Source organism: Variovorax sp. GW821-FHT10C12 (genome assembly GCF_059415405.1).
In genome coordinates this window covers 1,067,143-1,094,085 of sequence record NZ_JBWKNE010000001.1, presented here as the reverse complement: position 1 = coordinate 1,094,085, position 26,943 = coordinate 1,067,143, and the positions used below count along the sequence as shown (strand labels likewise).

The following is a 26,943-nucleotide window of genomic DNA, read 5'->3' as shown; positions in this document are numbered from 1 at the left end:
GGTTCGGGTGCGGATAATGGTCTCGTTGCATCCTAATTCATCCGGAGATTGATCTTCATGCTCAAAGGCAAAACCGCGCTTGTCACGGGGTCCACCAGTGGCATTGGCTTCGCCATCGCCAAGGCGCTGGCCCAACAGGGCGCACACATCGTGCTCAACGGCTTCGGCGACGCCGACACCCCCAAGGCCCAGATCGAGGCGCTCGGCGTGCGCGCCGAATACCACGGGGCCGACATGAGCAAGCCCGACCAGATCGAGGACATGATGAAGTTCGCCGCGTCGAAGTTCGGCCGCGTCGACATCCTCGTCAACAACGCCGGCATCCAGCACGTCGCCAAGGTCGAAGACTTTCCGACCGAACGTTGGGACGCGATCATCGCCATCAACCTCACGAGCGCCTTCCACACGACGCGCCTGGCGATCCCGGCGATGCGCGAGGCCAACTGGGGCCGCATCATCAATGTGGCATCGGCGCACGGGCTCGTGGCCTCGGCGCAGAAGTCGGCCTATGTCGCGGCCAAGCACGGCATCGTGGGCCTGACGAAATCGGTGGCGCTCGAAACCGCCACCACCGGCGTCACCTGCAACGCGATCTGCCCGGGCTGGGTGCTCACGGCGCTGGTGCAAAAGCAGATCGACGACCGCGCGGCGCGCGAAGGCATTTCGGCCCTCCAGGCGCAGAACGAATTGCTGGGGGAAAAGCAGCCCTCGCTGCAATTCACGACAGTCGAGCAATTGGGCGGGCTGGCCGTCTTCCTGAGCTCTCCCGCAGCCGATCAGGTGCGGGGCGTCGCCTGGGCCATGGATGGCGGCTGGACGGCTCAGTAAATAAATAGAGAGATACGGAAGACGCCGGCGGCATCGGCCCGCCGGCGCCGTGCGCTTCTTACTTGAGCTGCACCGACCCGGAAACGTTCACGACCACGCTGGTCTTGCCTGCTTCCACCGGCACGGCCGAATCGGCGGCCGAGAACGACTTGGCCTGCATGGCCATCACGCGCGGACGAATCGGGCCGCTGTCGTTCGCGTTCACCGACACCTCACGCAGTGTGTAGCCGCCGAAGCCGAAGCCCTTGGCCAGCTCGGTGGCCTTCTGCTTGAAGTTGTCGATGGCGATGTTCTGTGCCTCGGTCTCGGTCTTGGCGCGCTGTTCGCGGCTCAGGCCGAAACCGACGTTGCCCACGCTGAGCGTGCTGATGCGCCCTGCCGTCTGGGTGATGCGCGCGAAGTCGCGGCCTTCGAGCACGAGTTCGGTCGAACCTTGCCAGCCGTTGATCTTGCCGTCCTTGGTGTAGCGCGGCGAGAGGCTGAAGTTGCCCGTGCGCACATCGAGCTGGCCCGGCTGCGCATTCTTCTTGGCTTCGGCCAGCGCGGCGTCGAGCGCGGTCTTGAGCTGGGTTTGCACGGTGCCCGCTTCGGCGGCGTCGCGCGTGGTGACGAGGGTCATGCTCAGCAGGTCTTGCTGAACTTCGACGGTGCCGGAGACCGACAGCTGGAGCACGTTTTGTGGAGCAGGCATGACGGCATTCTGGGCCAAGGCGGCACCGGCAAAGGTCAGCGCGGCGCAGGCCGCGATCAATTGAACAGTCTTCAAGACAGATTTCTCCCTGGTGGATGCGAGGAAAAGCCCTCGCCTGCGCCTTCTTCTTCAGTGGCGCAGGCTGCGCGGCGCGGTTTGCGGACTGGCGACGGGCTGCGGTGCCGGCACGATGCGCTCGGCAGGCTGTGATTCTGCCGAATTCAGAAGAACACCCGTTCCCATGGGCACCCACTGCCCCCGGACCTGCTGCCTCAACTCGAACAATTCGCCCGCCGTGAGGCGGCGCCCGGCGATCGCTTCGCCACGGCGCTGCTCTTCCCGCTGGGCCGCCCGGTGCGCGGCCACGGCATCGCGCACTTCGCTGCGGCGCCCTTCACTGACCCGCAAAAACCCTTCGGAAGCGACGGACGTCGCACCACAGGCGCATGCGAAAAAAAGCAGAGGCAAGGCAGAAAAAGAAGGTCTCATCGCGCAATCGTCATAAGGCAGCACGGACTGTGCCACCGCCGGGCAAAGCCCGGATGACCAGACGGCGAGCGGCCGCAAGTTGTGTAACTTAGTGTCAACCACTACGGAATTCGGCAGCAATGGGGTCCTAACGCCTTCAGAATCGGCGCTGTTACAAATTCAACGTTGTAGAAATGACTCAAGTTCCCGCTCGCACCGACAAGATCGTGATCGTCGACGACGACGCCCGCATCCGCGACCTCCTGCGCCGCTACCTGACGCAGGAAGGATTCGAAGTGATCGTGGCCGAGGACGGCAAGGCGCTCAACCGCATCCTGTTGCGCGACACGGTCGACCTGATCGTGCTCGACCTGATGATGCCCGGCGAAGACGGTCTCTCCGTCTGCCGCCGCCTGCGCGCCGCCAACGACCGCACGCCGATCATCATGCTCACCGCCAAGGGCGAAGACGTGGACCGCATCGTCGGTCTCGAAGTCGGCGCCGACGACTACCTGGGCAAGCCCTTCAACCCGCGCGAACTGCTGGCCCGCGTGCACGCCGTGCTGCGCCGCCGTCCGCCGCTCGAGGCGCCGGGCGCCCCCTCCACCGAGAACGAGACCGTCACCTTCGGCCCGTTCGCCTTCGACCTCGGCTCGCGCACCCTGAAGAAGGACGGCGAAGAACTCTCGCTGACCACCGGCGAGTTCGCGATGCTGAAGGCGCTGGTGCGCCACCCGCGCCAGCCGCTGTCACGTGAAAAGCTGGCCCAGCTGGCCCGCGGCCGCGAATTCGAACCCTTCGACCGCAGCCTGGACGTGCAGATCTCGCGCCTGCGCAAGCTGGTCGAGTCCGACGCCGCGGCGCCGCGCTACATCCAGACCGTCTGGGGCGTGGGCTACGTGTTCGTGCCGGACGGCACGGCCTGACGACCCGCTGAGAGGTGGCCATCGGCCTCCATTCCGCCCGACCTGACCCGGCCCAGGAGGACGGTGCGCAGGTCACGATGCCGAGCCCGCTCGAAGCGAGCGCGCAACGTGACCGCCGCCCCGGCCTCAAGCTGGGCTTCAGTCTTTTCTGGCGCACCTTCTTCCTGCTCGCACTGCTGCTGATCGGTTGCACGGTCGCCTGGCTGCAGACCTTCCGCTCGCTCGAATACGAGCCGCGTGCCATCCAGACCGGGCACCAGATCGCCTCGCTCGTGAACCTCACGCGCGCGGCGCTCGTGTATTCGGACGCGATCACGCGGGTTTCGCTCATCAAGACGCTGGCCGACCAGGAAGGCGTGCGCATCCTGCCGCGCGAACCCAACGACCGCTTCCAGCCCTACACCAGCGGCGCGCTCGACGAGCGCGTCACCGAAGAGCTGATCGCCCAACTCGGCGAAGGCACCACGGTGGCCAGCCGCGTGAACGACGAGCCGGGCCTGTGGATTGGCTTCACCATCGAGAGCGACACCTACTGGCTGCTGCTCGACCCCACGCGCTTCAGCCGCGTGGGCGGGCGCACCTGGCTGGTCTGGCTCAGCACGGCGATGGCGCTGTCGCTCGCCGGCGCGGCGCTGATCACGCGGCTCATCAACCTGCCGCTCAAGCAGCTGTCGCGCGCCACCTTGCAGGTGCGCGAGGGCGAGTACGAGGCGCACCGGCTCGACGAGCGCGCCCGCACCAACGAGATCCGCGCGGTCAACATCGGCTTCAACCGCATGGCCGACCAGCTCGCCAAGATCGAGCAGGACCGTGCCATCATGCTGGCCGGCATCTCGCATGACCTGCGCACGCCGCTGGCCCGGCTGCGGCTCGAAACCGAGATGAGCGTGGCCGACGAAGACGCGCGCGACCACATGGCCGCCGACATCGCACAGCTCGACGCCATCATCGACAAGTTCCTCGATTACGCCCGCCCCGACCATGTCGACCAGCGCCCGGTGCTGCTGCGCGACGTGATCGACGCCTGCACCTACGCCGTGCAGGACTACGAAGAGATGAACATCCACGTCGACGTGCCCGCCGACCTGAAGGTGATGGGCGACGAGGTGGAGCTCACGCGCGTGATCTCCAACCTGGTCGAGAACGCCCGGCGCTACGGCAAGACGCCGTCGACCGGCGTGGCCGACGTCACGATCCAGGCGCAGGCCAACAACGACGCGGTGCTGATCAAGGTCCGCGACCACGGCGCGGGCGTCGAGCCCGCCCTGCTCGTGCAGCTGACCAAGCCCTTCTTCCGCGGCGACGCGGCACGCACCTCGGCGGCCGGCGCCGGCCTGGGGCTGTCGATCGTGGCGAAGAACATCGAGCGCATGGGCGGCACCTTCGCGCTCACCAGCACGCCGGGCCGGGGCCTCGCAGCCCACATCCGGATGCCGCGCGCGATGCCGGCGGGCAGCAGCAAGCCCGGCGAGGTGCCGGGCAAGAAGCAGGTCGCCTGAAGAAGAATCCCGGGTTCAGCGGTGCAGCAGCACCGCAGCGCGGGCTTCCATCGCCCGCCCCTCGCCCACCGGGCCGAGCTTTTCGGCCGTCTTGGCTTTCACATTGACCTGATCGAGCGCAATACCCAGCGTGTCGGCGATGCGCTGGCACATGGCCGGGATGTGCGGCGCCAGCTTCGGCGCCTGCGCGATCACGGTGCTGTCGACGTTGCCGATTTCCCAGCCGGCGGCCCGCACGCGGCGCGCCGCCTCGGCCAGCAGCACGGCCGAATCGGCGCCGCGGAACTGGGCGTCGGTGTCGGGAAAATGCCGGCCGATGTCGCCCAGCCCGGCGCCGCCGAGCAGCGCGTCGGTGATGGCGTGCAGCAGCACGTCGGCGTCCGAATGCCCGAGCAGGCCGGTGGTGTGCGGCACCTCGATGCCACCCAGGATGAGCTTGCGCCCTGCCACCAACTGGTGAACGTCCCAGCCTTCGCCGATGCGGATGTTGAACGGGGTCGTCGTCATGCCATGGCCTTCTTGCGACCGAGCAGCACCGCCTCGGCCAGTGCGAAATCTTCGGGGAACGTCACTTTGAAATTCTGCGCGCTGCCGGGCACCAGCAGCGGCGCCAGGCCGAGGGTCTCGATGGCGCTGGCCTCGTCCGTCACCACATCGCCCACGCGCTCCAGCGCGTCGAGCAGCATGCCGATGCGGAACATCTGCGGCGTCTGCGCCAGCCACTTGTCGGCGCGCGGCAGGGTCTGGGTCGAGCGGCTGTCGGTCGACGAGACCTTCAGCGTGTCGGCCAACCGCTGCGCCAGCAGGCCGCCGACGGCGTCGTGCTCGCAGGCAGCGATGAGCGCCTCGATCTGGCTGGACGTGACCAGGCAGCGCGCCGCGTCGTGCACCAGCACCCAGTCGTGCGGCCCGGCGCCCTTCTGGCGCAGCGCCGCCAGGCCGTTGCGCACCGAAGCGGCGCGCGTCAGGCCGCCCACGCGCAGCAGGTACTCGCCGGTCACGGGGAAGCGCGGCAGCGCCGTCTGCACCTCGCGGTCGTCGGGCGACACCACCACGGCCACGCCCGCGAAACGCCCGGCCAACGCACGAAACGCGTCCACCGTGTGGGCCACCATCGACTGGCCCGCCAGGCGCCGGTACTGCTTGGGCTGCGCGCCGCCGGCGCGGTGGCCGGAACCGGCACAGGGGATCAGCACGTAGAAACGGGAAGAAGACATGGAGGGTGCGGCACGGGCCGATGGCCGACAAGCGGATAAGGGGCCGCCATTCTAGAATTGACATTCGCACACCCCTCGCCGTCCGGCGCGGGGTGTCGTGCATTTTTCGAGCCGCTCCATGGACCTCCCCCTTCTCCCGGCGGGCAAGCGTTTCACGCTGCCGCGTCCCCCGTTGTCCGCCGATGCGCTGATGCTGGCCCAGCTCGGCATGCGCGAGAAGGCCGCGGGCCGCGCCACCGCGATGTTCACCGCCGACGCCAACGACGCCCAGCGGCTCATCGACGAAATCGCCTTCTTCGCCCCCGAGCTGCGCTGCGCCCTGTTCCCCGACTGGGAAACGCTGCCCTACGACAGCTTCTCGCCGCACCAGGACCTGATCAGCGAGCGCCTGGCCACGCTGTGGCGCATCAGCCAGAAGGAGGCCGACGTGGTGCTGGTGCCTGCCACCACCGCGCTGTACCGACTGGCGCCGCCGGCCTTCCTGGCCGGCTACACCTTCCAGTTCAAGGCCAAGCAGAAGCTGCAGGAGTCCAAGCTCAAGGCGCAGCTCACGCTGGCCGGCTACAGCCACGTGACGCAGGTCGTGAGCCCGGGCGAGTACGCGGTGCGCGGCGGCCTGATCGACCTGTTCCCCATGGGCTCGCTGGTGCCGTTCCGCGTCGACCTGTTCGACGACGAGATCGACTCCATCCGCACCTTCGACCCCGACACCCAGCGCAGCCTGTACCCCGTGCCCGAGGTGCGCCTGCTGCCAGGCCGCGAGTTCCCGATGGACGACGACGCCCGCGCGCGCTTTCGCAGCCGCTGGCGTGAACTGCTCGAGGGCGACCCGACCAAGAGCCGCATCTACAAGGACATGGGCAACGGCGTGGCCACCGCCGGCATCGAGTACTACCTGCCGCTGTTCTTCGACGAGACGGCCACGGTGTTCGACTACCTCGGCCCCGACGCCACCGTCGTGCTGCACGGCGACCTGGAACCCGCGTTCCAGCACTTCTGGCAGGACACCAACGAGCGCTACCGCCTGGTGCAGGGCGACCCCGAGCGCCCCGCGCTGCCGCCCGAGGCGCTGTTCCTCAACGCCGAGCAGTTCTATCAGCGCGCCAAGCCGCACGCGCAGCTGGCCATTCGCGGCGACATCGCCACCGACGCGCCCTACGCCGAGTTCGACAAGCTGCCGCCCTTTGCCGTCGTGCGCGGCGCCGAAGACCCGCTGGTCGGCCTGAAGGCCCACATCGCCGCCACGCCGCACCGCGTGCTGCTGATCGCCGAGAGCGACGGCCGCCGCGAGAGCCTGCTCGACTTCCTGCGCGCCAGCGGCGTGAACCCGCCGGCCTTCGACTCGCTGGCCGAGTTCGAAGCCTCGGGCGACGAAAAAATCGGCATCGCCACCGCCGCGCTGGCCTCGGGCTTCGCGTGGCGCGAACAGGCGATCGACTTCGTCACCGAGACCGAGCTGTTCGCCACCGCGCCCACCACGCGCCGGCGCAACAAGAAGCAGGAACAGGTCAGCGACGTCGAGGCGCTGATCAAGGACCTGTCCGAACTCAACGTGGGCGACCCCGTGGTCCACAGCGCGCACGGCATCGGCCGCTACCGCGGCCTGATCCACATGGACCTGGGCCAGGGCACGGGCGCCGACGGCAAGCCGCTGCTGCAGGAAATGCTGCACCTGGAGTACGCCGACAAGGCCACGCTGTACGTGCCCGTGTCGCAACTGCACCAGATCAGCCGCTACACCGGCGTGAGCGCCGACGAGGCGCCGCTGCACAAGCTGGGCTCCGGCCAGTGGGAAAAGGCCAAGCGCAAGGCCGCCGAACAGGTGCGCGACTCGGCCGCCGAGCTGCTCAACATCTACGCCCGCCGCGCGGCGCGCGAAGGCCATGCCTTCCGCTACTCGCCGGCCGACTACGAGGTGTTCGCCAACGACTTCGGCTTCCAGGAAACCGCCGACCAGAAGGCCGCGATCCACGCCGTGGTGCAGGACATGATCTCGCCCCAGCCGATGGACCGCCTCGTGTGCGGCGACGTGGGCTTCGGCAAGACCGAGGTCGCCCTGCGCGCCGCCTTCATCGCCGTCACCGGCGGCAAGCAGGTCGCCTTTCTCGCGCCGACCACGCTGCTGGCCGAGCAGCACTACCAGACGCTCGTCGATCGCTTTGCCAAGTGGCCGGTGAAGGTGGCCGAGATGAGCCGCTTCCGCTCGGCCAAGGAAATCACGGCCGCCGCCAAGGGCCTGGCCGAGGGCCAGGTCGACATCGTGGTCGGCACGCACAAGCTGTTGTCGCAGTCGGTCAAGTTCAAGAACCTGGGCCTGCTGATCATCGACGAGGAGCACCGCTTTGGCGTGCGCCACAAGGAGGCGATGAAGGCGATGCGCGCCGAGGTCGACGTGCTCACGCTCACGGCCACGCCGATTCCGCGCACGCTGGGCATGGCGCTCGAGGGCCTGCGCGACCTGAGCGTGATCGCCACCGCGCCGCAGCGCCGGCTGGCCATCAAGACCTTCGTGCGCAACGAGGGCACGGGCGTGATCCGCGAAGCCGTGCTGCGCGAGCTCAAGCGCGGCGGCCAGGTCTACTTCCTGCACAACGAGGTCGAGACCATCGAGAACCGGCGCCAGAAGCTCGAAGAAATCCTGCCCGAGGCCCGCATCGCCGTGGCCCACGGCCAGATGCCCGAGCGCGAGCTGGAGCGCGTGATGCGCGACTTCGTGGCCCAGCGCTACAACATGCTGCTGTGCTCGACCATCATCGAGACCGGCATCGACGTGCCGACCGCCAACACCATCGTGATGAGCCGCGCCGACAAGTTCGGCCTGGCGCAGCTGCACCAGCTGCGCGGCCGCGTCGGCCGCTCGCACCACCAAGCCTATGCCTACCTCATGGTGCCGGACACCGAAGGCCTGACCAAGCAGGCCTCGCAGCGGCTCGAGGCCATCCAGCAGATGGAAGAGCTGGGCTCGGGCTTCTACCTGGCGATGCACGACCTGGAAATTCGCGGCACCGGCGAGGTGCTCGGCGAGAACCAGAGCGGCAACATGATGGAGATCGGCTTCCAGCTCTACAACGAGATGCTCAGCGAAGCCGTGCGCTCGCTGAAGGCCGGGCAGGAGCCCGACCTGCTCTCGCCGCTGTCGGTCACGACCGAGATCAACCTGCACGCCCCGGCCCTGCTGCCCGACGACTACTGCGGCGACGTGCACCTGCGGCTGTCGTTCTACAAGAAGCTCGCCACCGCGAAGACGCCCGACCAGATCGACACGCTGCTGGAAGAAATCGTCGACCGCTTCGGCAAGCTGCCGCCGCAGGCCCAGACGCTGATCGACACGCACCGCCTGCGCGTGCTGGCGCGGCCCTACGGCGTGGTCAAGGTCGACGCGGCGCCGGGCATCATCAACATCACCTTCCGCAAGGACGCGCCGGTGGACGGCATGGCCATCATCCAGCTGATCCAGAAGAACAAGCACATCAAGCTCGCCGGCAACGAGAAGCTGCGCATCGAGCGCGAACTCAAGGAGCCGAAGGACCGCGCCCAGATGGTGCGCGACGTGCTGCGCAGCCTCGGACAACCCCTCGTCAAGGAAACCGCCCCCGCATGAGCGCTACTGAAATCTCCCCCGGCCTCGTCCTCCAGCGCGTGAAGCCGCCGCTGAAGCTCGCCGACTTCAAGCTGATCGCGTTCGACATGGACTCGACGCTGATCAACATCGAATGCATCGACGAGATCGCCGATGCCGTCGGCAAGAAGGCCGAGGTGGCCGCGATCACCGAAGCCACGATGCGCGGCGAGATCAAGGACTTCAAGGAAAGCCTGCGCCGCCGCGTGGCGCTGCTGCAGGGCGTGCCCGTGGCCGCGCTGCAGCAGGTGTACGACGAGCGCCTGAAGCTCAACCCCGGCGCCACCGAGCTGGTCGCGGCCTGCAAGAAGGCCGGCCTCAAGGTGCTGCTGGTGTCGGGCGGCTTCACCTTCTTCGCGAACCGCGTGAAGGACCGCCTGGGCATCGACTTCGCGCGCTCCAACCTGCTCGACGAAGCCGACGGCCAGCTCACCGGCCAGGTCGTGACGCAAAGCTGGGGCGACATCTGCGACGGCGCCGAAAAGCGCCGCACGCTGCTCGAAGTGGCCTCGCTCATGGGCATCTCGCCGCAGGAAACCATCGCCGTGGGCGACGGTGCCAACGACCTGCCGATGATGGGCGAGGCCGGGCTGTCGGTGGCCTATCACGCCAAGCCGAAGGTGCGCGAGCAGGCCATGGTGGCGATCAACGAAGGCGGGCTCGACCGCGTGCTGGAAATCCTGAAATGACCGACGCCGCCCCGCTCTACCGCGCCGACGCACTGCGCGACTACGCCAGTGCCCTGCTGCAGAAAGCGGGGCTCGCGGCCTCGATGGCCGACAGCGTGGCGCGCACGCTGGTCGAAGGCGACCTGCTGGGCCACGACACGCACGGCCTTGCGCTGCTGGCCGGCTACGTGAAAGAGATCGAATCGGGCGGCATGACGCGCGACGGCGCGCCCGAGGTGCTGTCCGACCGCCCCGCCGCCGTGCTGTGGGACGGCAGGCGCCTGCCCGGCCCCTGGCTCATGGACCAAGGCATGGACCTGCTGGTGCCGCGTGCGCGCGAACTGGGCACGGCCTCGCTCGTGATCCGCCGCAGCCACCACATCGCCTGCCTCGCGGTCTACATGCTGCGCGCGCTGCAGGAAGACATGCTGATGCTGCTGGCCTGCTCCGACCCCAACACCGCCAGCGTCGCGCCCTTCGGCGGCACGCAGGCGGTGTTCACGCCGAATCCGCTGGCGATGGGCTTTCCGCTGTCGCAGGGCGGTGTGATGGTCGACATCTCGGCCTCGATCACCACCAATGGCATGAGCAACCGCAAGCGCGCGGCCGGCGAGACCTTCGCCGAGGAATGGCTGATCGACGCCTCGGGCAAGCCGTCGAACAACCCGCAGGTGCTGTTCGACCAGCCGCCCGGCACGCTGTTGCCCGTGGGCGGCCTGAGCCACGGCCACAAGGGCTACGGCATGGCGCTGCTGGTCGAGACGCTCACGGCCGGCCTCGCGGGCCACGGGCGCGCCGACCCGCCCGAAGGCTGGGGCGCGACGGTGCACCTCACGCTGCATGACCTGCACGCCTTCGGCGGCAAGGACGCTTTCCTGCGCCAGATGGACCACGTGGCCGAGAAATGCCGCGACAACGCGCCCGTCGACCCGGCCAAGCCTGTGCGGCTGCCGGGTGAAGGCGGGTTGAAGCGTCGGGAAGCGCAATCGGCGAACGGGGTGCGGCTGCACCCGTCGATTGCGCGCTCGCTGCAGGAGGCGGAGCAGCGGCATGGCCTGCGGCTGGCGCAGGCGCTGATCTGACGGGGCTTATTCCTCGCCGTCGTTCTCGGTGTGCTCAGACGCACCCGCGGGCCGCGGCTGACGCTTGCCGGGCTTGGCCAGGATCTCGATGTAGAACTGCTTGCCGCCCTCTTTCACCACTCCGTCGATGAGGCCGGTGATGGCCGTGAGGTGGATGGTTTCGGCGGATTCCTGGGCGGTGCCGAACCGGCAGTCGAAGTCCCAGAAGTCGGCGCCTTCGGGCAGGTCGCGGCGGCGCTCGCGCTTGATGTACTTGCGGATCTCGTGCTTGACGGCTTCGAGGAGACGGTCGGGGTGCTTGCCCTCGACCTGAAGCTGGAAGGTTTTTCTCATGGGTGATGGTAACCCGCTGTGTAAAGTCGGCGGTTCAAATGGAAAGCAGGTGAAGACATGGCACGCGCAAACGACTGGGCAAGCAAGGTGATGGCATTGGTGAACGGCGGCAACGCCCCTGCGGCCATCGCGCAGATCAAGGTCGCGCCGTCGGTCAAGGACCTGAAGGCGCTGCAGACCATCATGACGCTCTCCAAAATGAAAGGCCGCTATCCGAACGTGGATGCGGCCATTTCAGACAACCTGGACCTGCTGGCGGCGCCCCGGCTGCACCGGTCCCCCTGAACGTCGGCGTTACAGGGCCTGGCCGAGGCGCTTCACGCCTTCTTCGATCTTCTCGATGTCGGCCGTGGCAAAGCTCAGGCGCAGCGTCGCCACATCGGGCTTCTCGGCGAAGAACGGCGCGCCGGGCACGAAAGCCACCAGCTTCTCGATCGCACGCTTGGCCAACTCGTTGGCATCGGCCAGCTTGCCGTTGGCGCCCGTCAGGCGCGCCCAGAAGAACAGCCCGCCGTTGGGCTGCGTGAAGCTCACCGCATCGCCCAGCTCACGCGTCAGCGCGGCGCCCATGGCCTGCGCACGCTGGCCGTAGACCTCGCGCACATGCGCCAGCGTGCCGGGCATGCGGCCGCTCTTGAGGTACTGCGCGGCCGTGGCCTGCGCGAAGGTGCTGGTGTGGGCGTCGCTGAACTGCTTGCACATCGTGGCCTTGGCCAGCAGCTCGGGCGGCGCGATCATCCAGCCGATGCGCAGGCCGGGGCTCAGCACCTTGCTCAGGCTGCCGCAATGCGCCAGCAGTTCGCGGCTGCCGGGCACGTCCTTGCTCAGCGACATGATCGACGGCGGCGGCGCTTCGCCGAAGTACAGGTCGCCGTAGGGGTCGTCCTCGACGATCAGCGTCTGGTACTTCACGGCCAGCTCGAGCACCTTCTTGCGGCGCTCCAGGCTCAGCATGGCGCCGCTGGGGTTGCCGAAGGTGGGGATCAGGTAGACGAACTTGGGCTTGTGCTCGGCGATAAGCTTCTCGAGCTCGTCGGTCTTCACGCCGTTGGCGTCGATGGGTGCGCTGATGAGCTGCGCGCCGTACAGGCGGAAGCACTGGATCGTGGCCAAGAAGGTCGGCCCTTCGACGATCACCTTGTCGCCGGGCGAGATCATGGTCTTGCCTAGCAGGTCCAGCGCCTGCTGGCTGCCGGTGGTGACGATCAGGCCGCTGGGGTCGACGTCGACACCCTTGGTCTTCATGAAGGAACTGAGCTGGTTGCGCAGCGGCTCGTAGCCTTCGGTGGCGCCATATTGCAAGGCCGCGCCGGGCTCTTCGGCCAGCGCCTTCTGGCTCGCCTCCTTCAGGCCCTCGACGTCGAACATGGCGCTGTCGGGAAAGCCGCCCGCAAAACTGATGATGCCGGGCTTGCCCAGCAGCTTGAAGAGTTCGCGGATGGCGGAGGTTTCGACGTTGTCGAGGCGGGAGGCGAATTGCATGGTCAGTCTCACTTTCTGGGCGTCATTGTCGCGAAAGCCCGGGCAGGAAAGCTGCGTAGGGCCATGGCTTTTCGACGATATATTGCATCCATCGCCGCAAACGCCGGTGCTCGCCCTGCCTTCCACGGCACGCGCCCCGCGAGCCCCTCGCCGTGAACGGCGGCCACCACGACCCATGAAAAAATCCGACATCCCCCTCTTCTTCGCCACCCTGCAGGCCGCCAACCCCGAGCCGCGCACGGAGCTCGAATACACCACGCCCTTCGAACTGCTGGCCGCCGTGCTGCTGTCGGCGCAGGCCACCGACGTGGGGGTGAACAAGGCGACGCGCCGGCTGTATCCGGTGGCGAACACGCCGCAGGCGATCCTCGACCTCGGGGTGGAAGGACTGGAGTCGTACATCAAGACGATCGGGCTGTACCGCAGCAAGGCCAAGCACCTGATCGAGGCCTGCCGGATGCTGGTCGAGCTGCACGGCGGCGAGGTGCCTCGCACGCGCGCCGAGCTCGAGGCGCTGCCGGGCGTGGGGCGCAAGACGGCCAACGTGGTGCTCAACGTGGCCTTCGGCGAGGAGACGATCGCGGTCGACACGCACATCTTTCGCATCGGCAACCGCACCGGGCTTGCGCCCGGCAAGACGCCGCTGGACGTGGAACTCAAGCTCGAAAAGCGCATCCCACCCGAATTCCGCCTGCACGCGCACCACTGGCTGATCCTGCACGGGCGCTATGTCTGCGTGGCGCGCAAGCCGCGCTGCTGGGAATGCGCGGTTTCCAGCTTCTGCTCGTTCAAGCCCAAGACGCCGGCCCCCAAGACCGCCTGAGCGGCACCACACCATCTCGCACATGACGACGACAACGATTTTCAAGAAGACGCCTTCCGCCGCCCTCCTCTTCCTCGCAGCGCTGTGCAGCGCGGGCGCCGCCTGGTCGCGCGACGGCGTGCTGCCGCCCGAGACGATGGCGCTCTACGGCGGGCGCTGGTCCGCCAACTGCGCCGACGCAGCCGCACCGACGCTGCAGGTGCGCGAAGACATGCTGATCGCCGAGCGCGGCAAGCGCCGCGTGGTCGGCCGCCAGCCGGACACGGCGCACAGCTTCTTCGGCAACCAGCCGCCACCGCCGAACTTCGACGTGGCGCTGATGAGCCGCGTGGGCAAGGGCGACAACGCGACGATGAATTTCCTGGTCTTTCGCGACGCGCGCGGCCAGTCGATCACGCTGAAGGCCGACAAGCCGGTCGTCGGTCAGTTGGGCCCGGAGCTGATGAAGCAGCGCTACTGGCGCTGCGACGGCCCGGCTCGCGCCGCGACGCCGCCCGCCGAACCTGCTGCCACGATCAAGCCACCGGCACCCGCCACGGGCAGCCCGGCCGCCCTCGCCCGGGGCCCTGCGATGGACAAGGCCTGGCGCGCCGCGCTGGGCACGCGCGAAACTGAACGCTGGCTGGTGCGCCGCGAAGGCCCGGCGCCCGAGCCGCAATGGGTGACGGTGGACGGCACGCGCTACCTGCTGCACGCCTTCTGCAAGCCGCACGACTGCTACGACCACAACGCCATCGCGCTCTACGACCAGGGCTCGGGCCGGCTCTACGGCCTGGTGCAGCGCAACGGGCAGAACCAGCTCCTAGGTGGACCCTCGCCACAGTTCGCGGGGCAGCTCGACCGGCTCTGGCGCGAGCAGTGGCGCGCGAAGAACTGACGGCGCCTCGTCAGGCGACCGGCGCGGCGACCACGCGCCAGTCGCCGAAAGCCGCTGCGTCGTTGGGCCATTGATCGGCCCGCTCGGGGCACGACACGCCCTGCGACAGCAGCTGCACCGCGCGCAGCACGCCCGCATGCGTGACCCACAGCGCATCGCCGCCGGTCGCCAGCCAGTCGGCATGCGCCGAGGCCACGCGCTGCATGAAGACGCGCACGCTCTCGCCATCGCCTCCTGCGGGGGCATCAGCAAAACGATTCGTCCAAGCCTCGAATTCCTCGCGGGCCACGGCCGACCACAGGCGCCCTTCCCAGGCGCCGAAACTCATCTCCGCCAGCCGCGCATCGCGCCGCACCGACAGATCGGGCCGCAGCGCGACGATGGCGTCCGCCAGCAAGGCGCAACGCCGCAGCGGCGAACTCCACAGCGCGATGCCGGCCGGCAGCACCGCGGCGATGCGCGCCGCGGCGGCCTGCGTGCCGTCCGCATGGGCGTCGAGGTCGGTCGCGCCGTAGCACAGGCCCGCCGGCGCGATCACCGGCGCGTGGCGCTGCAGCCAGAGCCGGGCGGTCGCGGTGCTCATGCCTTCCACGCCAGCGCGAGGTAGATCGCCAGTTCGCACACCTGCTGCGTGGCGCCCAGCCCGTCGCCCGTGAAGCCCTGCAGCCGACGCACGAAGAGCCGCGCCATCCAGCCCCCGGCGAGCACCAGCGCCGCGAGCGCCGCGCCCACATGCACCACGTCGTGCGCGCACAGCAGCAGCGCCACGGCGGGTGCGGCCCACAGCACGGCGACGAGCAGCGCACCGCCGCTGATCGCGTCGGCGAGCGGCTTGGCCTTGCTGCCGCTGCTGTCGCCCACATAAGGCAGCCAGCGGATGAGGAACAGCGGCGCCAGCCGCGACAGCACATGCGCACCGACGATGGACACGGCCACCACGTCCAGCCCGCGCGCAGCGAGTGCGGCGAGCAGGCCGAACTTCAGGCCCAGCGCCAGCACCAGCGCGACCGCGCCGAAAGCGCCGATGCGCGAGTCCTTCATGATCTCCAACGCCCGCTCACGGCTGGCCGAGCCACCGAGGCCGTCGGCCACGTCGGCCAGGCCGTCCTCATGGAAGGCGCCCGTGAGCATCACGGTGGCGACAGTGCTCAGCACGGCCGCGACCAGCGCCCCTGCCACGCCCGGCAGGCCGGCCCCCACGGCGACAAACACCGCAGCAGCCACCCCACCCGCGATCCAGCCGATGGCCGGCAGATGCGCCGCGGCGGCGCGCAGCATCTGCGGGCTGAAGCCGACCCAGGCGGCGAGTTTTCCCGTCACCGGCACGCGGGTGAAGAACTGGACCGCCAGCAGGAAATGGCGCACGCCGTTCATTGCTGGCGCGACACGCCCGCCGATTCGAAGCTCGCCATCTCGCGCAGGATGCGGCAGGCCGATTCGAGCAGCGGCCACGCCAGCGCACCGCCCGAGCCCTCGCCCAGGCGCAGGTCGAGGTTCAGCAAGGGCTCGAGCCCGAGGTGTTTCAGCAGCAGCGTGTGCCCGGGCTCCGCCGAGCTGTGCGCAGCCACGCAGCGCTGCGTCACCTGTGGGCGAATCGCCTGGGCGACCAGCACGGCCGCGCTGGCGATGAAGCCGTCGACCACGATCACGCGCCGCTCCTGCGCCGCCTGCAGCACGGCGCCGACCAGCGTCGCCACCTCGAAGCCGCCGAACGCGGCCAGCGCCTCGAGCGGCGCGGTCGCGCCCGCGTGCAGGGCGAGCACCTCGCGCAGCACCTCGCGCTTGCGCGCCAGGCCGTCAGCATCGAGCCCCGTGCCGGCGCCGGTGCACAGGCCGATGTCCAGCCCGGCCAGGCGCGACAGCAGCAGCGCGGCGGACGAGCTGTTGCCGATGCCCATTTCGCCCAGCAGCAGCGCGTTGCCCGGCAGCGCGCGCACCACCTCGCGGCCGTTGGCGATGGCCTGGGCGCACTGTTCGGGCGTCATGGCGGGGCCAGCCGACGCGTCGGCCGTGCCGGCGGCGATGCGCCGCGACACCAGGCCGGGGCGCGGCTGGAAGTCGCGCCGCACGCCGCAATCGACCACGGTGAGCGCCAGGCCGTGCTGGCGCGCCAGCACGCTGACGGCCGCGCCGCCGGCCAGGAAGTTCTCGACCATCTGCCAGGTCACGTCGCTCGGGTAGGCCGACACGCCGCGCGCCGCCAGCCCGTGGTCGCCCGCGCACACCAGCATCTGCGGCGCGTCGAGCACGGGCTGCTCGGTGCCCAGGATAGTGCCGATGCGCAGCGCCAGTGCTTCGAGGCGGCCCAGTGCGCCGACGGGCTTGGTCTTGTTGTCGAGCGTGGCCTGCAGGCGCGCCGCGAGTGCGGCGTCGGTGATGTCTGGAACAGCGGGAATCAGGTCGATGTCGGTCATGCGATCAGGCCGGCGAGCACGCCGGCGTCGAAGTGGGTGTCGATGAAGTCGGCCAGGCCGTCGAAGGTGGCGTCCAGCGTGGGCGCCGTGGTGCCGAACAGCGCTTGCAGCGCGGCCGGGTCCTCGAACAGGCCGTGCAGGTACAGGCCCAGCACGTTGCCGCGCGCGTTCTGCCAGGCCAGGCCCTCGGGCATCACGGCGCGGCCGTCGTGGGCCAATTGGGGGTGGGCGGCCGTCTGACCGTGGTGGATTTCGTAGCCGGCGATGCGCACGCCCGCCAGCGCGGACCAGGGGCCGGCCACGAGATCGCTGGAAAAGGTCGCCTCGCGGTGCCGCACGGTCTTCTCGCGCTCGAACACGGTCACCAGCGGCAGCAGCCCGAGCCCGGGTGCGTTGCCGTCGATGCCATGCGGATCGACCAGCGCCTCGCCCAGCATCTGCAGCCCGCCGCACACGCCCAGCACCGCGCCGCCGCGCCCGGCATGCTCGGCCACGGCGCGGTCCAGCCCCTGCGCGCGCAGCCAGGCGAGGTCGCCGCTCGTGTGCTTGGAGCCCGGCAGCACGATCCAGTCGGCGCCGGCCACGTCGGCCGGCGTGCGGACCCAGACCAGGCGCACGCCGGGCACGTTCTTCAGTGCCTGGAATTCGTCGAGGTTGCTCAGGCGCGGATACGCCACCACCGCCACGGTGCGCGTGACCACGCCGCTGGCGCGGCTGCGGTCGTCGAACACGCCGTCTTCCTCGGGCAGGCCGTGCTGCCACCACATGGGCAGCGTCGCCACGGTCGGCACGCCGGTCAGTGCCTGCAGCTGCTGCGGCGCGGGCGCCAGCAGGGACGCGTCGCCCCGGAACTTGTTGAGCACGAAACCGTTGATGAGCGCCCGGTCGGCCTCGGGCAGCAGCGCCCAGGTGCCGTACAGGTGGGCGAAGGCGCCGCCGCGGTCGATGTCGGTCGCCAGCAGGCAGCGCGCCTGGGCGTGGCGGGCGACGCGCAGGTTGACGATGTCGCTGGCCATGAGGTTGATCTCGGCCGGCGAACCCGCGCCTTCAATCACGACCACGTCGTTCTCGGCGCGCAACTCATCGAAGGCCTGCGCGATCTGCGGCCAGACGCGCTCGCTGCGCCCGCGCCACGGCAGGGTCGACAGCGACTCGCTCACCTGCCCCATCAGCACCACCTGGCTGTGGGTGTCGCGCTCGGGCTTGAGCAGCAGCGGGTTCATGCGCACGTCGGGCACGGCGTTGGCGGCCAGGGCCTGGAAGTACTGGGCGCTGCCGATCTCGCCGCCCTCGACCACGCGGGCGTTGTTGCTCATGTTCTGCGCCTTGAACGGCGCCACCCGCAGCCCTTGGCGGGCATACCACCGGCACAGCGCGGTGGCCAGCCAGCTCTTGCCGGCGCCGCTGGTGGTGCCCAGGACCATGACGCAGCGCGCCGGCCCGCTTGTCGCTCTAGAACTCATCCGGGGATTGTCGTTGAGCGCTGAACCGAATCCGGAAAGCCGAATCGGACGTACCAAGGGATGCGGCCCGCTGCGGGCCGCCTCCGCCAAGCCATGTCCGCCCTCAACGATCTGGCGCTGACGGTCGAGGAACGTGAGCCGGGCCGGTTCTACTGGCTCCTGCTCGAAGCCGTCCACGACACCGGCAGCACCTCCGACACGCTCGGCTACCGGCCGCTGCGGGTGGCTGCGCGCCCGCAGGCCAGCTATTCGAGCGCGCTCGCGCTGGGGGCGGTAGCGCTGAAACAGGCGGCCGCCACGGCGACACATCCGGGCCCTGGCGACAGAGCCTGAGCCCGGAACCGCCCGATCAGCGGGTCGCCACCTTCTCCGTGGCCGGCACTTCCCAGCCGCCGCCGATGGCGCGGATCAGCCCCACCGTCGCCTGGTACTGGGCCGACTTCACCTGCAGCGCCTGGCGCCGGTTGCGCAGCTCGCTGCGGCGCGCGTCGAGCAGGTCGAGCTGGCTCACGTAGCCGTTGCGGTAGCGCGTGTCCGACAGGCTGGTGGCGCGCTGCGCCGAGGTCACGGCCTGCGCCTGCACCACCGACTGCTCCTGCAGGATGCGGATGGCGGCCAGCTGGTCTTCGACCTCCTGGAACGCCACCAGCACCTGCGAGCGGTAGCTGGCCAGTGCGCCGTCGAGCTGGGCGTTGGCGCCCTGCACGCCGGCCTCGCGGCGCCCGCCGTCGAAGATCGGCAGCGACAGCAGCGCGCCCACGCCCCACGAGCGGGCCGACCACTTGAAGAGGTCGCCGATCTCGGGCGAGGCATAGCCGGCCGCGCCGGTCAGCGAGATGTTCGGGAACCACGCCGTCTGCGCCACGCCCACGCGGGCCTGCGCCGCCATGACGGCGCTCTGCGCGGCCGACACGTCCGGCCGGCGCGTGAGCACCGTGGACGGCACGCCCGGCGGGATCACCGGCAGCGCGGTGGCCCAGTCGTCGGGCCGCATGCCGAAGCTGGAGGCCGAATCGCCCACCAGCACGGCCAGCGCATGCTCCACCTGGGCGCGCTGGCGGTCGAGCGCGAGCGCGTCCGACTCGGTGGACGACACCTCGGTCTGCACGCGCGCCACGTCGAGCTCGGCGATGTCGCCGGCCTGCTGGCGGCGCTGCGTCAGGCGCAGCGTGTCGCGGTAGGCCGCGACCGATTCGCGCACCAGCACGCGTTCAGCGTCGAGCGCGCGCAGCTGCAGGTAGGTCTGCGCCACCTCGGCCTGCACCGCGAGCCGGGTGCTCTGCAGCAGCGCCTCGCGGCCGGCCGCGTCGAGCTTGGCCGCATCGGCCGCGCCCGAGAGGCGGCCGAACAGGTCGACCTCGTAGGAGAACGTGGCGCCGATGTTGGTCATGGTGCCGGGCCGGGTGCTGGCCGTTGCCTTGTCCAGGCCCGCACCGCGGTTGGCGCCGGCGCCCAGGCCGATCTGCGGCAGGCGGTCGGCCTGGGCGCTGCGCGCCAGCGCGCGGGCCTCGGCCAGCCGCGCGGCGGCGGCCTGGATGTTGGTGTTGTCGACCTCGGCGCGCTGGATCAGCGTATTGAGCACCGGGTCGTTGAACGCCAGCCACCACTCGCCGCGCGGTTGCGCCTCGGCGGGCGTGGCCCGGGTGAAGCCGGCCGGTGCCGTGGCACCCGGTTGCTGCTGCGGCTGTTCCTTGAACTGCGCCGCGGTCGGCACCGTGGGCATGCCCGAAGGCACGCTGGCGCAACCGGCCAGCACCAGGGCCGCCACCAATGGCAGCACGGCGGCGCGCAAGGGGCGCATCAGGGTTGGGATTGCGAATGTCATGGACAACCTTCTTTCTTCTTGTCGATCAGTCATGCGCGCCATGCGAGGGACGCGGCGAGGCCGGCACCGGGTGCAGACCGCCACCACCGCCACCGTGCGACGGGGTCACCGGATGGTCGGCCGACACGAAGTCGTCGCCGTGCGGCACTTCGCCGTGCAGCTTGAGCGGCCGGTTGCCCGCCAGGCGGCGCATCAGCACATAGAACACCGGCGTCAGGAACAGGCCGAAGGCCGTCACGCCGATCATTCCGGCGAACACCGCCACGCCCATCGCCTTGCGCATCTCGGAGCCGGCGCCGGTCGAGAGCACGAGGGGCAGCACACCCATCACGAAGGCCAGCGAGGTCATCAGGATCGGGCGCAGGCGCAGGCGGCTGGCTTCGATCGCGGCCTGGATCGGCGTGCGTCCGGCGAACTCCAGCTCCCGTGCGAACTCCACGATCAGGATCGCGTTCTTCGCACTCAGCCCCACCAGCACGATCAACCCGATCTGCGTGAAGACGTTGTTGTCGCCTCCCGAGATCCACACGCCCGCCATCGCGGCCATGATGCCCATCGGCACGATCAGGATGATCGCGATCGGCAGCGTCAGGCTTTCGTACTGCGCAGCCAGCACCAGGAACACCAGCAGGATCGCCAGCGGGAACACCAGGAAGGCGGAGTTGCCGGCCAGGATTTCCTGGTAGGTCAGCTCGGTCCACTCGAAGCTCACGCCCTTGGGCAGCGTCTCGGCCGCGATCTTGGTGATCACGTCCTGCGCCTGGCCCGACGAATAGCCGGGGGCCGGGCCGCCGTTGATGTCAGCGGCCAGGTAGCCGTTGTAGCGCATGGCGCGTTCCGGGCCGAAGGTCGAGTTGACCTTCATCAGCGCGGCCAGCGGCACCATTTCGCCCGAGGTCGAGCGCACCTTCAGCATGCCCACGTCTTCGGCACGGGCGCGGTACGGCGCATCGGCCTGGACGCGCACGCTGTACGTGCGGCCGAACTTGTTGAAGTCGTTGGCGTACAGGCTACCCAGGTAGATCTGCATCGTGTCGAAGATGTCCGTCACCGGCACGCCGAGCTGGCGCGCCTTGGTGCGGTCGATGTCGGCGTACAGCTGCGGCACGTTGACCTGCCAGCTCGTGAACATGCCCGTCAGTTCAGGCGCTGCATAGGCCTTGGCCATGAAGGCCTTCACCGCGACGTCCATCTGGTCGTAGCCGACCGAGGCGCGGTCTTCGATCTGCAGCTTGAAGCCGCCGGTCGTGCCCAGGCCTGCCACCGGCGGCGGCGGGAACATCACGATGAACGCGTCCTGGATGCTCGAGAACGCACCGTTGAGCTGGCCGGCCACCGCACCGCCGCTCTGGTCGGGGCGCTTGCGCTGGTCGAAGGGCTTGAGCGTGGCGAACACGATGCCCGAGTTCGAGCTGTTGGTGAAGCCGTTGATCGACAGGCCCGGGAAGGCAATGGCGTCTTCCACGTTCGGGTTCTTCTTCATGATCTCGCCCATGCGGGTGATCACCTCTTCCGTGCGGTCGAGCGTGGCGCCGTCGGGCAGCTGGGCAAAACCGATCAGGTACTGCTTGTCCTGCGCCGGCACGAAGCCGCTGGGCACCGCCTTGAAGAGGCCGAAGGTCACGCCGACCAGCGCCAGGTAGATCACCAGCATCAGCGTCTTGCGCGAGATCACGCGCTTGACACCGCCGCTGTAGGCCTCGGAGCCGCGATGGAAGAACTTGTTGAAGCCACGGAACAGCCAGCCGAAGGCCTTGTCCATGCCGCGCGTCAGGGCGTCCTTCGGTTGGTCGTGGCCGCGCAGCAGCAGTGCCGCGAGGGCCGGCGACAGCGTCAGCGAGTTGATGGCCGAGATCACCGTCGAGATCGCGATGGTCACCGCGAACTGCTTGTAGAACTGGCCCGTGAGACCGCTGATGAACGCCAGCGGCACGAACACGGCCACGAGCACCAGCGCGATCGCAATGATGGGACCCGACACTTCGCGCATGGCACGGTAGGTGGCCTCACGCGGCGTGAGCCCGGCTTCGATGTTCCGTTCGACGTTTTCCACCACCACGATGGCGTCGTCCACCACGATGCCGATCGCCAGCACCAGCCCGAACAGGCTCAGCGCGTTGATCGAGAAACCGAGGATGTGCAGCACCGCGAAGGTACCGATCACCGACACCGGCACGGCCAGCAGCGGAATGATCGACGCGCGCCACGTTTGCAGGAACAGGATCACCACGAGCACCACCAGCGCGATGGCTTCGAGCAGCGTGTGGATCACCGATTCGATCGACGCACGCACGAACTGCGTCGGGTCGTAGGCGATGCGGTATTCCAGGCCCTCGGGCATGTTCTTGTTGAGCTCTTCCATCGTCTTGCGAACGTTGGACGAGATGTCGAGCGCATTGGAGCCCGGTGCCTGGAACACGCCCATGCCGACGGCCGGGTCGTTGTTCAGCAGCGAACGCAGCGAGTAGTCGGCGGCGCCCATTTCGAGGCGGCCGATGTCCCGCAGGCGGGTCACGGCGCCGTCGGTGCCGCTCTTGACGATGATGTCGCCGAACTCTTCTTCGCTCTGCAGGCGCCCTTGCGCATTGATCGACAGCTGCATGTCCACGCCCGACAGGCCCGGCGATGCGCCGACCACGCCGGCCGCGGCCTGCACGTTCTGGCCGCGGATGGCCGCCACCACGTCGGAAGCCGAGAGGCCGCGCTGCGCGACCTTCTGCGGGTCGAGCCAGACGCGCATCGAGTAGTCGCCGCCGCCGAAGATCTGCACCTGGCCCACGCCTTCGATGCGCGCCAGCGGGTCCTTCACGTTCAGCACCGCGTAGTTGCGCAGGTAGTTGATGTCGTAGCGGTTGTTCGGCGAGACGAGGTGGACCACCATCGTCAGGTCGGGTGCGCTCTTGACGGTCGTGATACCGAGGCGCCGCACTTCTTCGGGCAGGCGCGGCTCGGCTTGCGAGACGCGGTTCTGCACCAGCTGCTGGGCCTTGTCGGGATCGGTGCCGAGGCGGAAGGTGACGGTGAGCGTCATCACGCCGTCGGTCGTCGCCTGGCTGCCCATGTAGAGCATGCCTTCGACGCCGTTGATCTGCTCTTCGAGTGGCGTGGCCACCGTTTCAGCGATCACCTTCGGGTTGGCGCCGGGGTACGTTGCGCGCACCACCACCGAGGGCGGCGCGACTTCGGGGTACTCCGAGATCGGCAGACCGCGCAGCGCAATCAGGCCCGCGATCAGCATCAGTAGCGACAGCACGCCGGCAAAGATCGGCCTGTCGATGAAGAATTTTGAGAGATTCATGTTGGTTCTCCGGCGGGCGCCAGGGCGCCCTCCTCCGAAATCAGGACTTCGCGGCCTCGGCCACGCGTTCCGGTTGTTGTTGCTTCGTATCGAGCTTGGCGTCCATCGTCACGGTCTGCGGCACCACCAGCGCACCCGGGCGGATGTGCTGCAGGCCGTTCACCACCACGCGGTCGCCGGCCTTCAGACCCTTGCTCACCACGCGCAGGCCGTTGATGGGTGCGCCCAGCGTCACCTCGCGGTACATGGCCTTGTTGTCGTCGCCCACGACCATCACGAACTTCTTGTTCTGGTCGGTGCCGATGGCGCGCTCGCTCACCAGCAGCGCGGTGTCGTTGCGGGCCTGGCCCATGCGGATGCGGGCGAACTGGCCGGGAATGAGCGCGCCGTCCTTGTTGTCGAACGAGGCGCGCACACGCACGGTGCCGCTGCGGGCGTCGACCTGGTTGTCGATCAGCTGCAGCTTGCCGGTGAAGGGCGTGCCTTCGAGGCCGGCGGTGCCCATCTGCACGGGAATCGTGTCGATCTGGCCGCGGGCGCCGGCGTTGGCCGGCAGGTCCTTCAGCGCGCGGGTGATGACCTGCTCGTCGGCGTCGAAGCTCGCGTAGATCGGGCTCACCGACACCAGCGTGGTCAGCACGGGCGCGCCGGGGCCGGCGGCCACCAGGTTGCCCACGGTCACTTCGAGCTTGCCGATGCGACCCGAGACCGGTGCGCGCACCTGGGTGTAGCCCAGGCTCAGGCGTGCGGTCTGCAGCGAGGCCTGCGCGGCGCGCAGGTTGGCTTCGGCTTCACGGCCAGCGTTCACGCGCTCGTCGAGTTCACGCTGGGCGATGGCCTGCTCGTCCCACAGGCGCTTGGCGCGTTCCTGCTCGCTGCGGCTGAAGGCCTGGCGGGCTTGTGCCGACGCGACCTGCGCTTCGGCACGCTCCACCTCGGCAGCGTACGGCGCCGGGTCGATGGTGATCAGCAGGTCGCCCTGCTTCACCAGCGCGCCTTCGCGGAAGTGAACCGCCTGCACGGCGCCTGCCACGCGGGAGCGCACGTCGACGCGCTGCACGGCTTCGAGGCGGCCCGAGAACTCGTCCCAGGCGTTGATCTCGCTCGACGCCACGGTGGCGACCGACACCGGCGTGCCCTGTTGCGCGGCGACCGGGGCGGTGGCCTCGGCCTTGAAGCTGTACATGCCCACCACCGCGGCGGCCACGGCCAGCACCGCGGTGAGGCCGGTGACGGCGGGCCACAGGCTCTTGCGAGCAGCGGAAGACAGCGATTGTTCGTTCTTGTTCGACATGATGGTTCGTCCTTCTCGATGACTTTTTCGGGATGCAACAGGCCATCCCGGCGCCAGCGGCGTCAGGAGGCGGAATTCGGAGAACAGAAAGCCCTGCCACCCGCCTCGGTGGAGGCGGCGGCTTGGTTCAGGGGGCGGAGCGGACCCTCGCGGGCCTAGCTGGGCTCAGGGACCGCCGGGGGCGGTGTGGTGGCGCTGAAGAACTCGCGGAAGTGCTGCTGCACGCTGGCTTCGCAGGACGCGCATCCCACAGCCTCGGTGTCGTACAGCGCCTTGGGCCAGTTGTCGGCGCCGGTCAGCACGCTGCTCGTGACCTCGATGCCGGCCGAGCGCAGCCGGCCCGCGAAGGTCATGGCCTCGTCGCGCATCGCGTCGTCGGGCCCCACCAGCACCAGCGCCGGTGCGAGCGAGGCCAGCCGCAGCGATCCGCTCGGCACCGCATAGGGGTGCGTGGCGTTCGAGGGACAGCTCAGGTACTTGGCCCAGCCCGTGGCCCAGCGGCATTCGGCCGCGTCGTTCGTGGCATTGCGCAGCGAGGCGGTGCCGGCGCACGGGTCGAGCATGGGCGACAGCAGGATCTGGCCTGCCAGCGGCGGATGGGCGCGGTCGCGGGCCACCAGGGCCACGCTGGCCGCCAGGTTGCCGCCGGCCTCTTCGCCGGCCAGGTACACCTGGGCGCCCTTGCCGCCGAGCTTCACGCGCTGCTTGTAGAGCCATTCGAGCGCCGCATAACCCACCTCGACCGGCTCCGGGAACGGGGCCGCCGGGGCCAGCGGGTAGTCGAGCGAGACCACCACCGCGCCCGCGCCGGCCAGCAGCCGGGCCACGTTGCGGCCGTTGTCCAGGTTGCCGCAGATGAAAGTGCCGCCATGGAAGTGCAGCACCAGCGGCACGGTCTCGCCCCGTGGACGCAGTCCGTAGACACGGGCAGCCACGGGCTCGCGGCCGGGCAGCTCGATCGACAGATCGGACTCCACGCCTTGCGCCGCGGCAAGCGCAGCAGCTTCAGCGGACCGGGACGATGGACGGGGTGACATGGGCGACCTCAGGGGGATGGGCGATGGTTGAAATATAAGGCGCTACAAGCACGTTGAAACAGGAAACACAGCCCTACTCTGTTTCCAAACGGAGAACAATCGGGCACTCCGTAGGGGCGCATTCCTTGTGTGAGAATCCGCCTCCTTCCGGCATATGCCGGTCTCCCTGAACAGGCATTCGATGGATCAAATCCAGGCAATGCGGATCTTTGTCCGCGTCGTGGAAGCCGGCACCTTCACCCGTGCCGCCGACTCTCTGGCCCTGCCCAAGGGCACCGTCACCAAGCAGATCCAGGCGCTGGAATCGCGCCTGCGCGTGAAGCTGCTCAACCGCACGACCCGGCGCGTCACCGTCACGCCCGACGGCGCCGCCTACTTCGAGCGCGCCGCGCGGCTGCTGAACGACTTCGACGACATGGAAGCCAGCATGACGAATGCGCAGGCCAACCCCACGGGGCGGCTGCGCATCGACGTGGGCACCTCGGTGGCGCAGCAGATCATCCTGCCCAACCTGGCCAGCTTCTGCGACCGCTACCCCGACATCCAGGTCGACCTGGGCGTGAGCGACCGCACCGTCGACCTGATCAGCGACAACGTCGACTGCGTGATCCGCGCCGGCGAACTCAACGACCAGTCGCTGGTGGCGCGCCGCATCGGCACCCTGCACTTCATAACCGTGGCCTCGCCGGCCTACATCAAGCGCTATGGTGCGCCGCAGCATCCGAACGACATCGAGAAGCGCCACCACGTCGTGAGCTACTTCTCGGGCACCACCCGGCGCGTGTACCCGCACGAGTTCAAGAAGGGCGACGAGTACATCGAGCTCAACGGCCCCTACCGCGTGTCGGTCAACGAGAGCAACGCCCACATGACGGCCGTGCTCGCGGGCTTCGGTTTGTCGCAGTGCATCACCTTCACCGCCGAGCCGCTGCTGGAAAGCGGCGAACTCGTCGAAGTGCTGGCCGACTGGCAGCGCGACCCGCTGCCGATTCATGTCGTGTATCCGCCGAACCGGCACCTGAGCGCGAAGGTGCGGGCGTTTGTGGACTGGGCGGCGGATCTGTTTGCGAAGAATCCGCGGTTGCAGCGGCGCTGAGGG

At 69.0% G+C, this 26,943-nt stretch carries 25 protein-coding genes; 11 read left to right on the top strand and 14 right to left on the bottom strand.

Annotated elements, in window-relative coordinates:
* Positions 1 to 57: 57 nt before the first annotated feature.
* Complete coding sequence (locus AC07OH_RS05255) at positions 58 to 828, top strand: 3-hydroxybutyrate dehydrogenase (RefSeq protein WP_307693746.1); 771 nt, start codon at positions 58 to 60, stop codon at positions 826 to 828.
* Positions 829 to 886: 58 nt separating this feature from the next.
* Here AC07OH_RS05255 and AC07OH_RS05250 read toward each other — a convergent pair whose 3' ends face one another.
* Both AC07OH_RS05250 and AC07OH_RS05245 read right to left on the bottom strand, forming a co-directional pair.
* Positions 887 to 1,594, bottom strand: coding sequence for an SIMPL domain-containing protein (locus AC07OH_RS05250; protein WP_489056919.1), 708 nt, complete (start codon positions 1,592 to 1,594; stop codon positions 887 to 889).
* A 54-nt stretch (positions 1,595 to 1,648) separates the two neighbouring features.
* Positions 1,649 to 2,086 (bottom strand): hypothetical protein, encoded by a 438-nt coding sequence (locus tag AC07OH_RS05245; protein ID WP_495299842.1) that lies wholly within the window; start codon positions 2,084 to 2,086, stop codon positions 1,649 to 1,651.
* 95 nt (positions 2,087 to 2,181) lie between these two features.
* Here AC07OH_RS05245 and ompR point away from each other — a divergent pair, with 95 nt between their 5' ends.
* Both ompR and AC07OH_RS05235 read left to right on the top strand, forming a co-directional pair.
* Complete coding sequence (gene ompR / locus AC07OH_RS05240) at positions 2,182 to 2,913, top strand: osmolarity response regulator transcription factor OmpR (RefSeq protein WP_007837017.1); 732 nt, start codon at positions 2,182 to 2,184, stop codon at positions 2,911 to 2,913.
* A gap of 77 nt (positions 2,914 to 2,990) precedes the next feature.
* On the top strand, positions 2,991 to 4,412 hold the full coding sequence (locus AC07OH_RS05235; protein ID WP_062480711.1) for a sensor histidine kinase family protein: 1,422 nt from the start codon (positions 2,991 to 2,993) through the stop codon (positions 4,410 to 4,412).
* A gap of 15 nt (positions 4,413 to 4,427) precedes the next feature.
* Here AC07OH_RS05235 and ispF read toward each other — a convergent pair whose 3' ends face one another.
* Both ispF and ispD read right to left on the bottom strand, forming a co-directional pair.
* Positions 4,428 to 4,919, bottom strand: coding sequence for a 2-C-methyl-D-erythritol 2,4-cyclodiphosphate synthase (gene ispF, locus AC07OH_RS05230; protein WP_070060518.1), 492 nt, complete (start codon positions 4,917 to 4,919; stop codon positions 4,428 to 4,430).
* On the bottom strand, positions 4,916 to 5,629 hold the full coding sequence (gene ispD / locus AC07OH_RS05225) for a 2-C-methyl-D-erythritol 4-phosphate cytidylyltransferase (RefSeq protein ID WP_062480715.1): 714 nt from the start codon (positions 5,627 to 5,629) through the stop codon (positions 4,916 to 4,918). Before ispD ends, ispF begins: the two co-directional genes overlap by 4 nt.
* A 118-nt stretch (positions 5,630 to 5,747) precedes the next feature.
* Here ispD and mfd point away from each other — a divergent pair, with 118 nt between their 5' ends.
* Genes mfd through AC07OH_RS05210 form a run of 3 tightly spaced genes read left to right on the top strand, consistent with a single transcriptional unit; the run spans position 5,748 to position 10,998 of the window.
* Positions 5,748 to 9,230, top strand: coding sequence for a transcription-repair coupling factor (mfd, locus tag AC07OH_RS05220; protein ID WP_495299841.1), 3,483 nt, complete (start codon positions 5,748 to 5,750; stop codon positions 9,228 to 9,230).
* Positions 9,227 to 9,937 carry a phosphoserine phosphatase SerB gene (gene serB / locus AC07OH_RS05215; protein WP_447743810.1) on the top strand — a complete coding sequence of 237 codons (711 nt, stop codon included), beginning with the start codon at positions 9,227 to 9,229 and terminating at the stop codon, positions 9,935 to 9,937. Before mfd ends, serB begins: the two co-directional genes overlap by 4 nt.
* Entirely contained in the window at positions 9,934 to 10,998 is a 1,065-nt protein-coding gene (locus AC07OH_RS05210; protein ID WP_495299840.1) for an Ldh family oxidoreductase, read from the top strand. Before serB ends, AC07OH_RS05210 begins: the two co-directional genes overlap by 4 nt.
* A gap of 6 nt (positions 10,999 to 11,004) precedes the next feature.
* Here the strand turns inward: AC07OH_RS05210 and AC07OH_RS05205 are convergent, their stop codons facing one another.
* Positions 11,005 to 11,331: a DUF6172 family protein gene (locus AC07OH_RS05205; protein WP_495299839.1), complete on the bottom strand. Its 327-nt coding sequence runs from the start codon at positions 11,329 to 11,331 to the stop codon at positions 11,005 to 11,007.
* A gap of 57 nt (positions 11,332 to 11,388) precedes the next feature.
* On the opposite strand from AC07OH_RS05205, the gene AC07OH_RS05200 reads away from it, so the two are divergent.
* Positions 11,389 to 11,616, top strand: a complete 228-nt coding sequence (locus tag AC07OH_RS05200) for a hypothetical protein (protein ID WP_013541760.1) — start codon at positions 11,389 to 11,391, stop codon at positions 11,614 to 11,616.
* A 9-nt stretch (positions 11,617 to 11,625) separates the two neighbouring features.
* Here AC07OH_RS05200 and AC07OH_RS05195 read toward each other — a convergent pair whose 3' ends face one another.
* Positions 11,626 to 12,813: an aminotransferase-like domain-containing protein gene (locus tag AC07OH_RS05195; protein ID WP_447743806.1), complete on the bottom strand. Its 1,188-nt coding sequence runs from the start codon at positions 12,811 to 12,813 to the stop codon at positions 11,626 to 11,628.
* 175 nt (positions 12,814 to 12,988) lie between these two features.
* On the opposite strand from AC07OH_RS05195, the gene nth reads away from it, so the two are divergent.
* Positions 12,989 to 13,636, top strand: coding sequence for an endonuclease III (gene nth / locus AC07OH_RS05190; protein WP_492678793.1), 648 nt, complete (start codon positions 12,989 to 12,991; stop codon positions 13,634 to 13,636).
* Positions 13,637 to 13,658: 22 nt separating this feature from the next.
* Complete coding sequence (locus AC07OH_RS05185) at positions 13,659 to 14,513, top strand: Ivy family c-type lysozyme inhibitor (protein WP_495299838.1); 855 nt, start codon at positions 13,659 to 13,661, stop codon at positions 14,511 to 14,513.
* Between the two features lie 10 nt (positions 14,514 to 14,523).
* Here AC07OH_RS05185 and AC07OH_RS05180 read toward each other — a convergent pair whose 3' ends face one another.
* Genes AC07OH_RS05180 through AC07OH_RS05165 form a run of 4 tightly spaced genes read right to left on the bottom strand, consistent with a single transcriptional unit; the run spans position 14,524 to position 18,390 of the window.
* The gene (locus AC07OH_RS05180) at positions 14,524 to 15,096 is read right to left on the bottom strand and encodes a histidine phosphatase family protein (protein ID WP_495299837.1); all 573 of its coding nucleotides are present in this window, start codon (positions 15,094 to 15,096) and stop codon (positions 14,524 to 14,526) included.
* Positions 15,093 to 15,887 (bottom strand): adenosylcobinamide-GDP ribazoletransferase, encoded by a 795-nt coding sequence (locus AC07OH_RS05175; protein ID WP_495299836.1) that lies wholly within the window; start codon positions 15,885 to 15,887, stop codon positions 15,093 to 15,095. Before AC07OH_RS05175 ends, AC07OH_RS05180 begins: the two co-directional genes overlap by 4 nt.
* Positions 15,884 to 16,927, bottom strand: coding sequence for a nicotinate-nucleotide--dimethylbenzimidazole phosphoribosyltransferase (gene cobT / locus AC07OH_RS05170; protein ID WP_495299835.1), 1,044 nt, complete (start codon positions 16,925 to 16,927; stop codon positions 15,884 to 15,886). Before cobT ends, AC07OH_RS05175 begins: the two co-directional genes overlap by 4 nt.
* The gene (locus tag AC07OH_RS05165) at positions 16,924 to 18,390 is read right to left on the bottom strand and encodes a cobyric acid synthase (protein ID WP_495299834.1); all 1,467 of its coding nucleotides are present in this window, start codon (positions 18,388 to 18,390) and stop codon (positions 16,924 to 16,926) included. The genes cobT and AC07OH_RS05165 overlap by 4 nt, the downstream gene beginning before the upstream one ends.
* Positions 18,391 to 18,483: 93 nt before the next feature.
* Here AC07OH_RS05165 and AC07OH_RS05160 point away from each other — a divergent pair, with 93 nt between their 5' ends.
* A complete protein-coding gene (locus AC07OH_RS05160; protein WP_492735529.1) occupies positions 18,484 to 18,723 on the top strand; it encodes a hypothetical protein in 240 nt (79 codons plus the stop codon).
* A gap of 16 nt (positions 18,724 to 18,739) precedes the next feature.
* On the opposite strand, the gene AC07OH_RS05155 is transcribed toward AC07OH_RS05160, so the two are convergent.
* The 4 genes from AC07OH_RS05155 to AC07OH_RS05140 form a co-directional block, all read right to left on the bottom strand.
* The gene (locus AC07OH_RS05155; RefSeq protein WP_495299833.1) at positions 18,740 to 20,215 is read right to left on the bottom strand and encodes an efflux transporter outer membrane subunit; all 1,476 of its coding nucleotides are present in this window, start codon (positions 20,213 to 20,215) and stop codon (positions 18,740 to 18,742) included.
* 25 nt (positions 20,216 to 20,240) lie between these two features.
* Positions 20,241 to 23,513 carry an efflux RND transporter permease subunit gene (locus tag AC07OH_RS05150; protein WP_495299832.1) on the bottom strand — a complete coding sequence of 1,091 codons (3,273 nt, stop codon included), beginning with the start codon at positions 23,511 to 23,513 and terminating at the stop codon, positions 20,241 to 20,243.
* A gap of 40 nt (positions 23,514 to 23,553) precedes the next feature.
* Entirely contained in the window at positions 23,554 to 24,807 is a 1,254-nt protein-coding gene (locus AC07OH_RS05145) for an efflux RND transporter periplasmic adaptor subunit (RefSeq protein ID WP_489056936.1), read from the bottom strand.
* Between the two features lie 155 nt (positions 24,808 to 24,962).
* The gene (locus AC07OH_RS05140; RefSeq protein ID WP_307693759.1) at positions 24,963 to 25,844 is read right to left on the bottom strand and encodes an alpha/beta hydrolase; all 882 of its coding nucleotides are present in this window, start codon (positions 25,842 to 25,844) and stop codon (positions 24,963 to 24,965) included.
* Between the two features lie 181 nt (positions 25,845 to 26,025).
* Here AC07OH_RS05140 and AC07OH_RS05135 point away from each other — a divergent pair, with 181 nt between their 5' ends.
* The gene (locus AC07OH_RS05135) at positions 26,026 to 26,940 is read left to right on the top strand and encodes a LysR family transcriptional regulator (RefSeq protein ID WP_495299831.1); all 915 of its coding nucleotides are present in this window, start codon (positions 26,026 to 26,028) and stop codon (positions 26,938 to 26,940) included.
* The last annotated feature ends 3 nt before the right edge of the window (positions 26,941 to 26,943 follow it).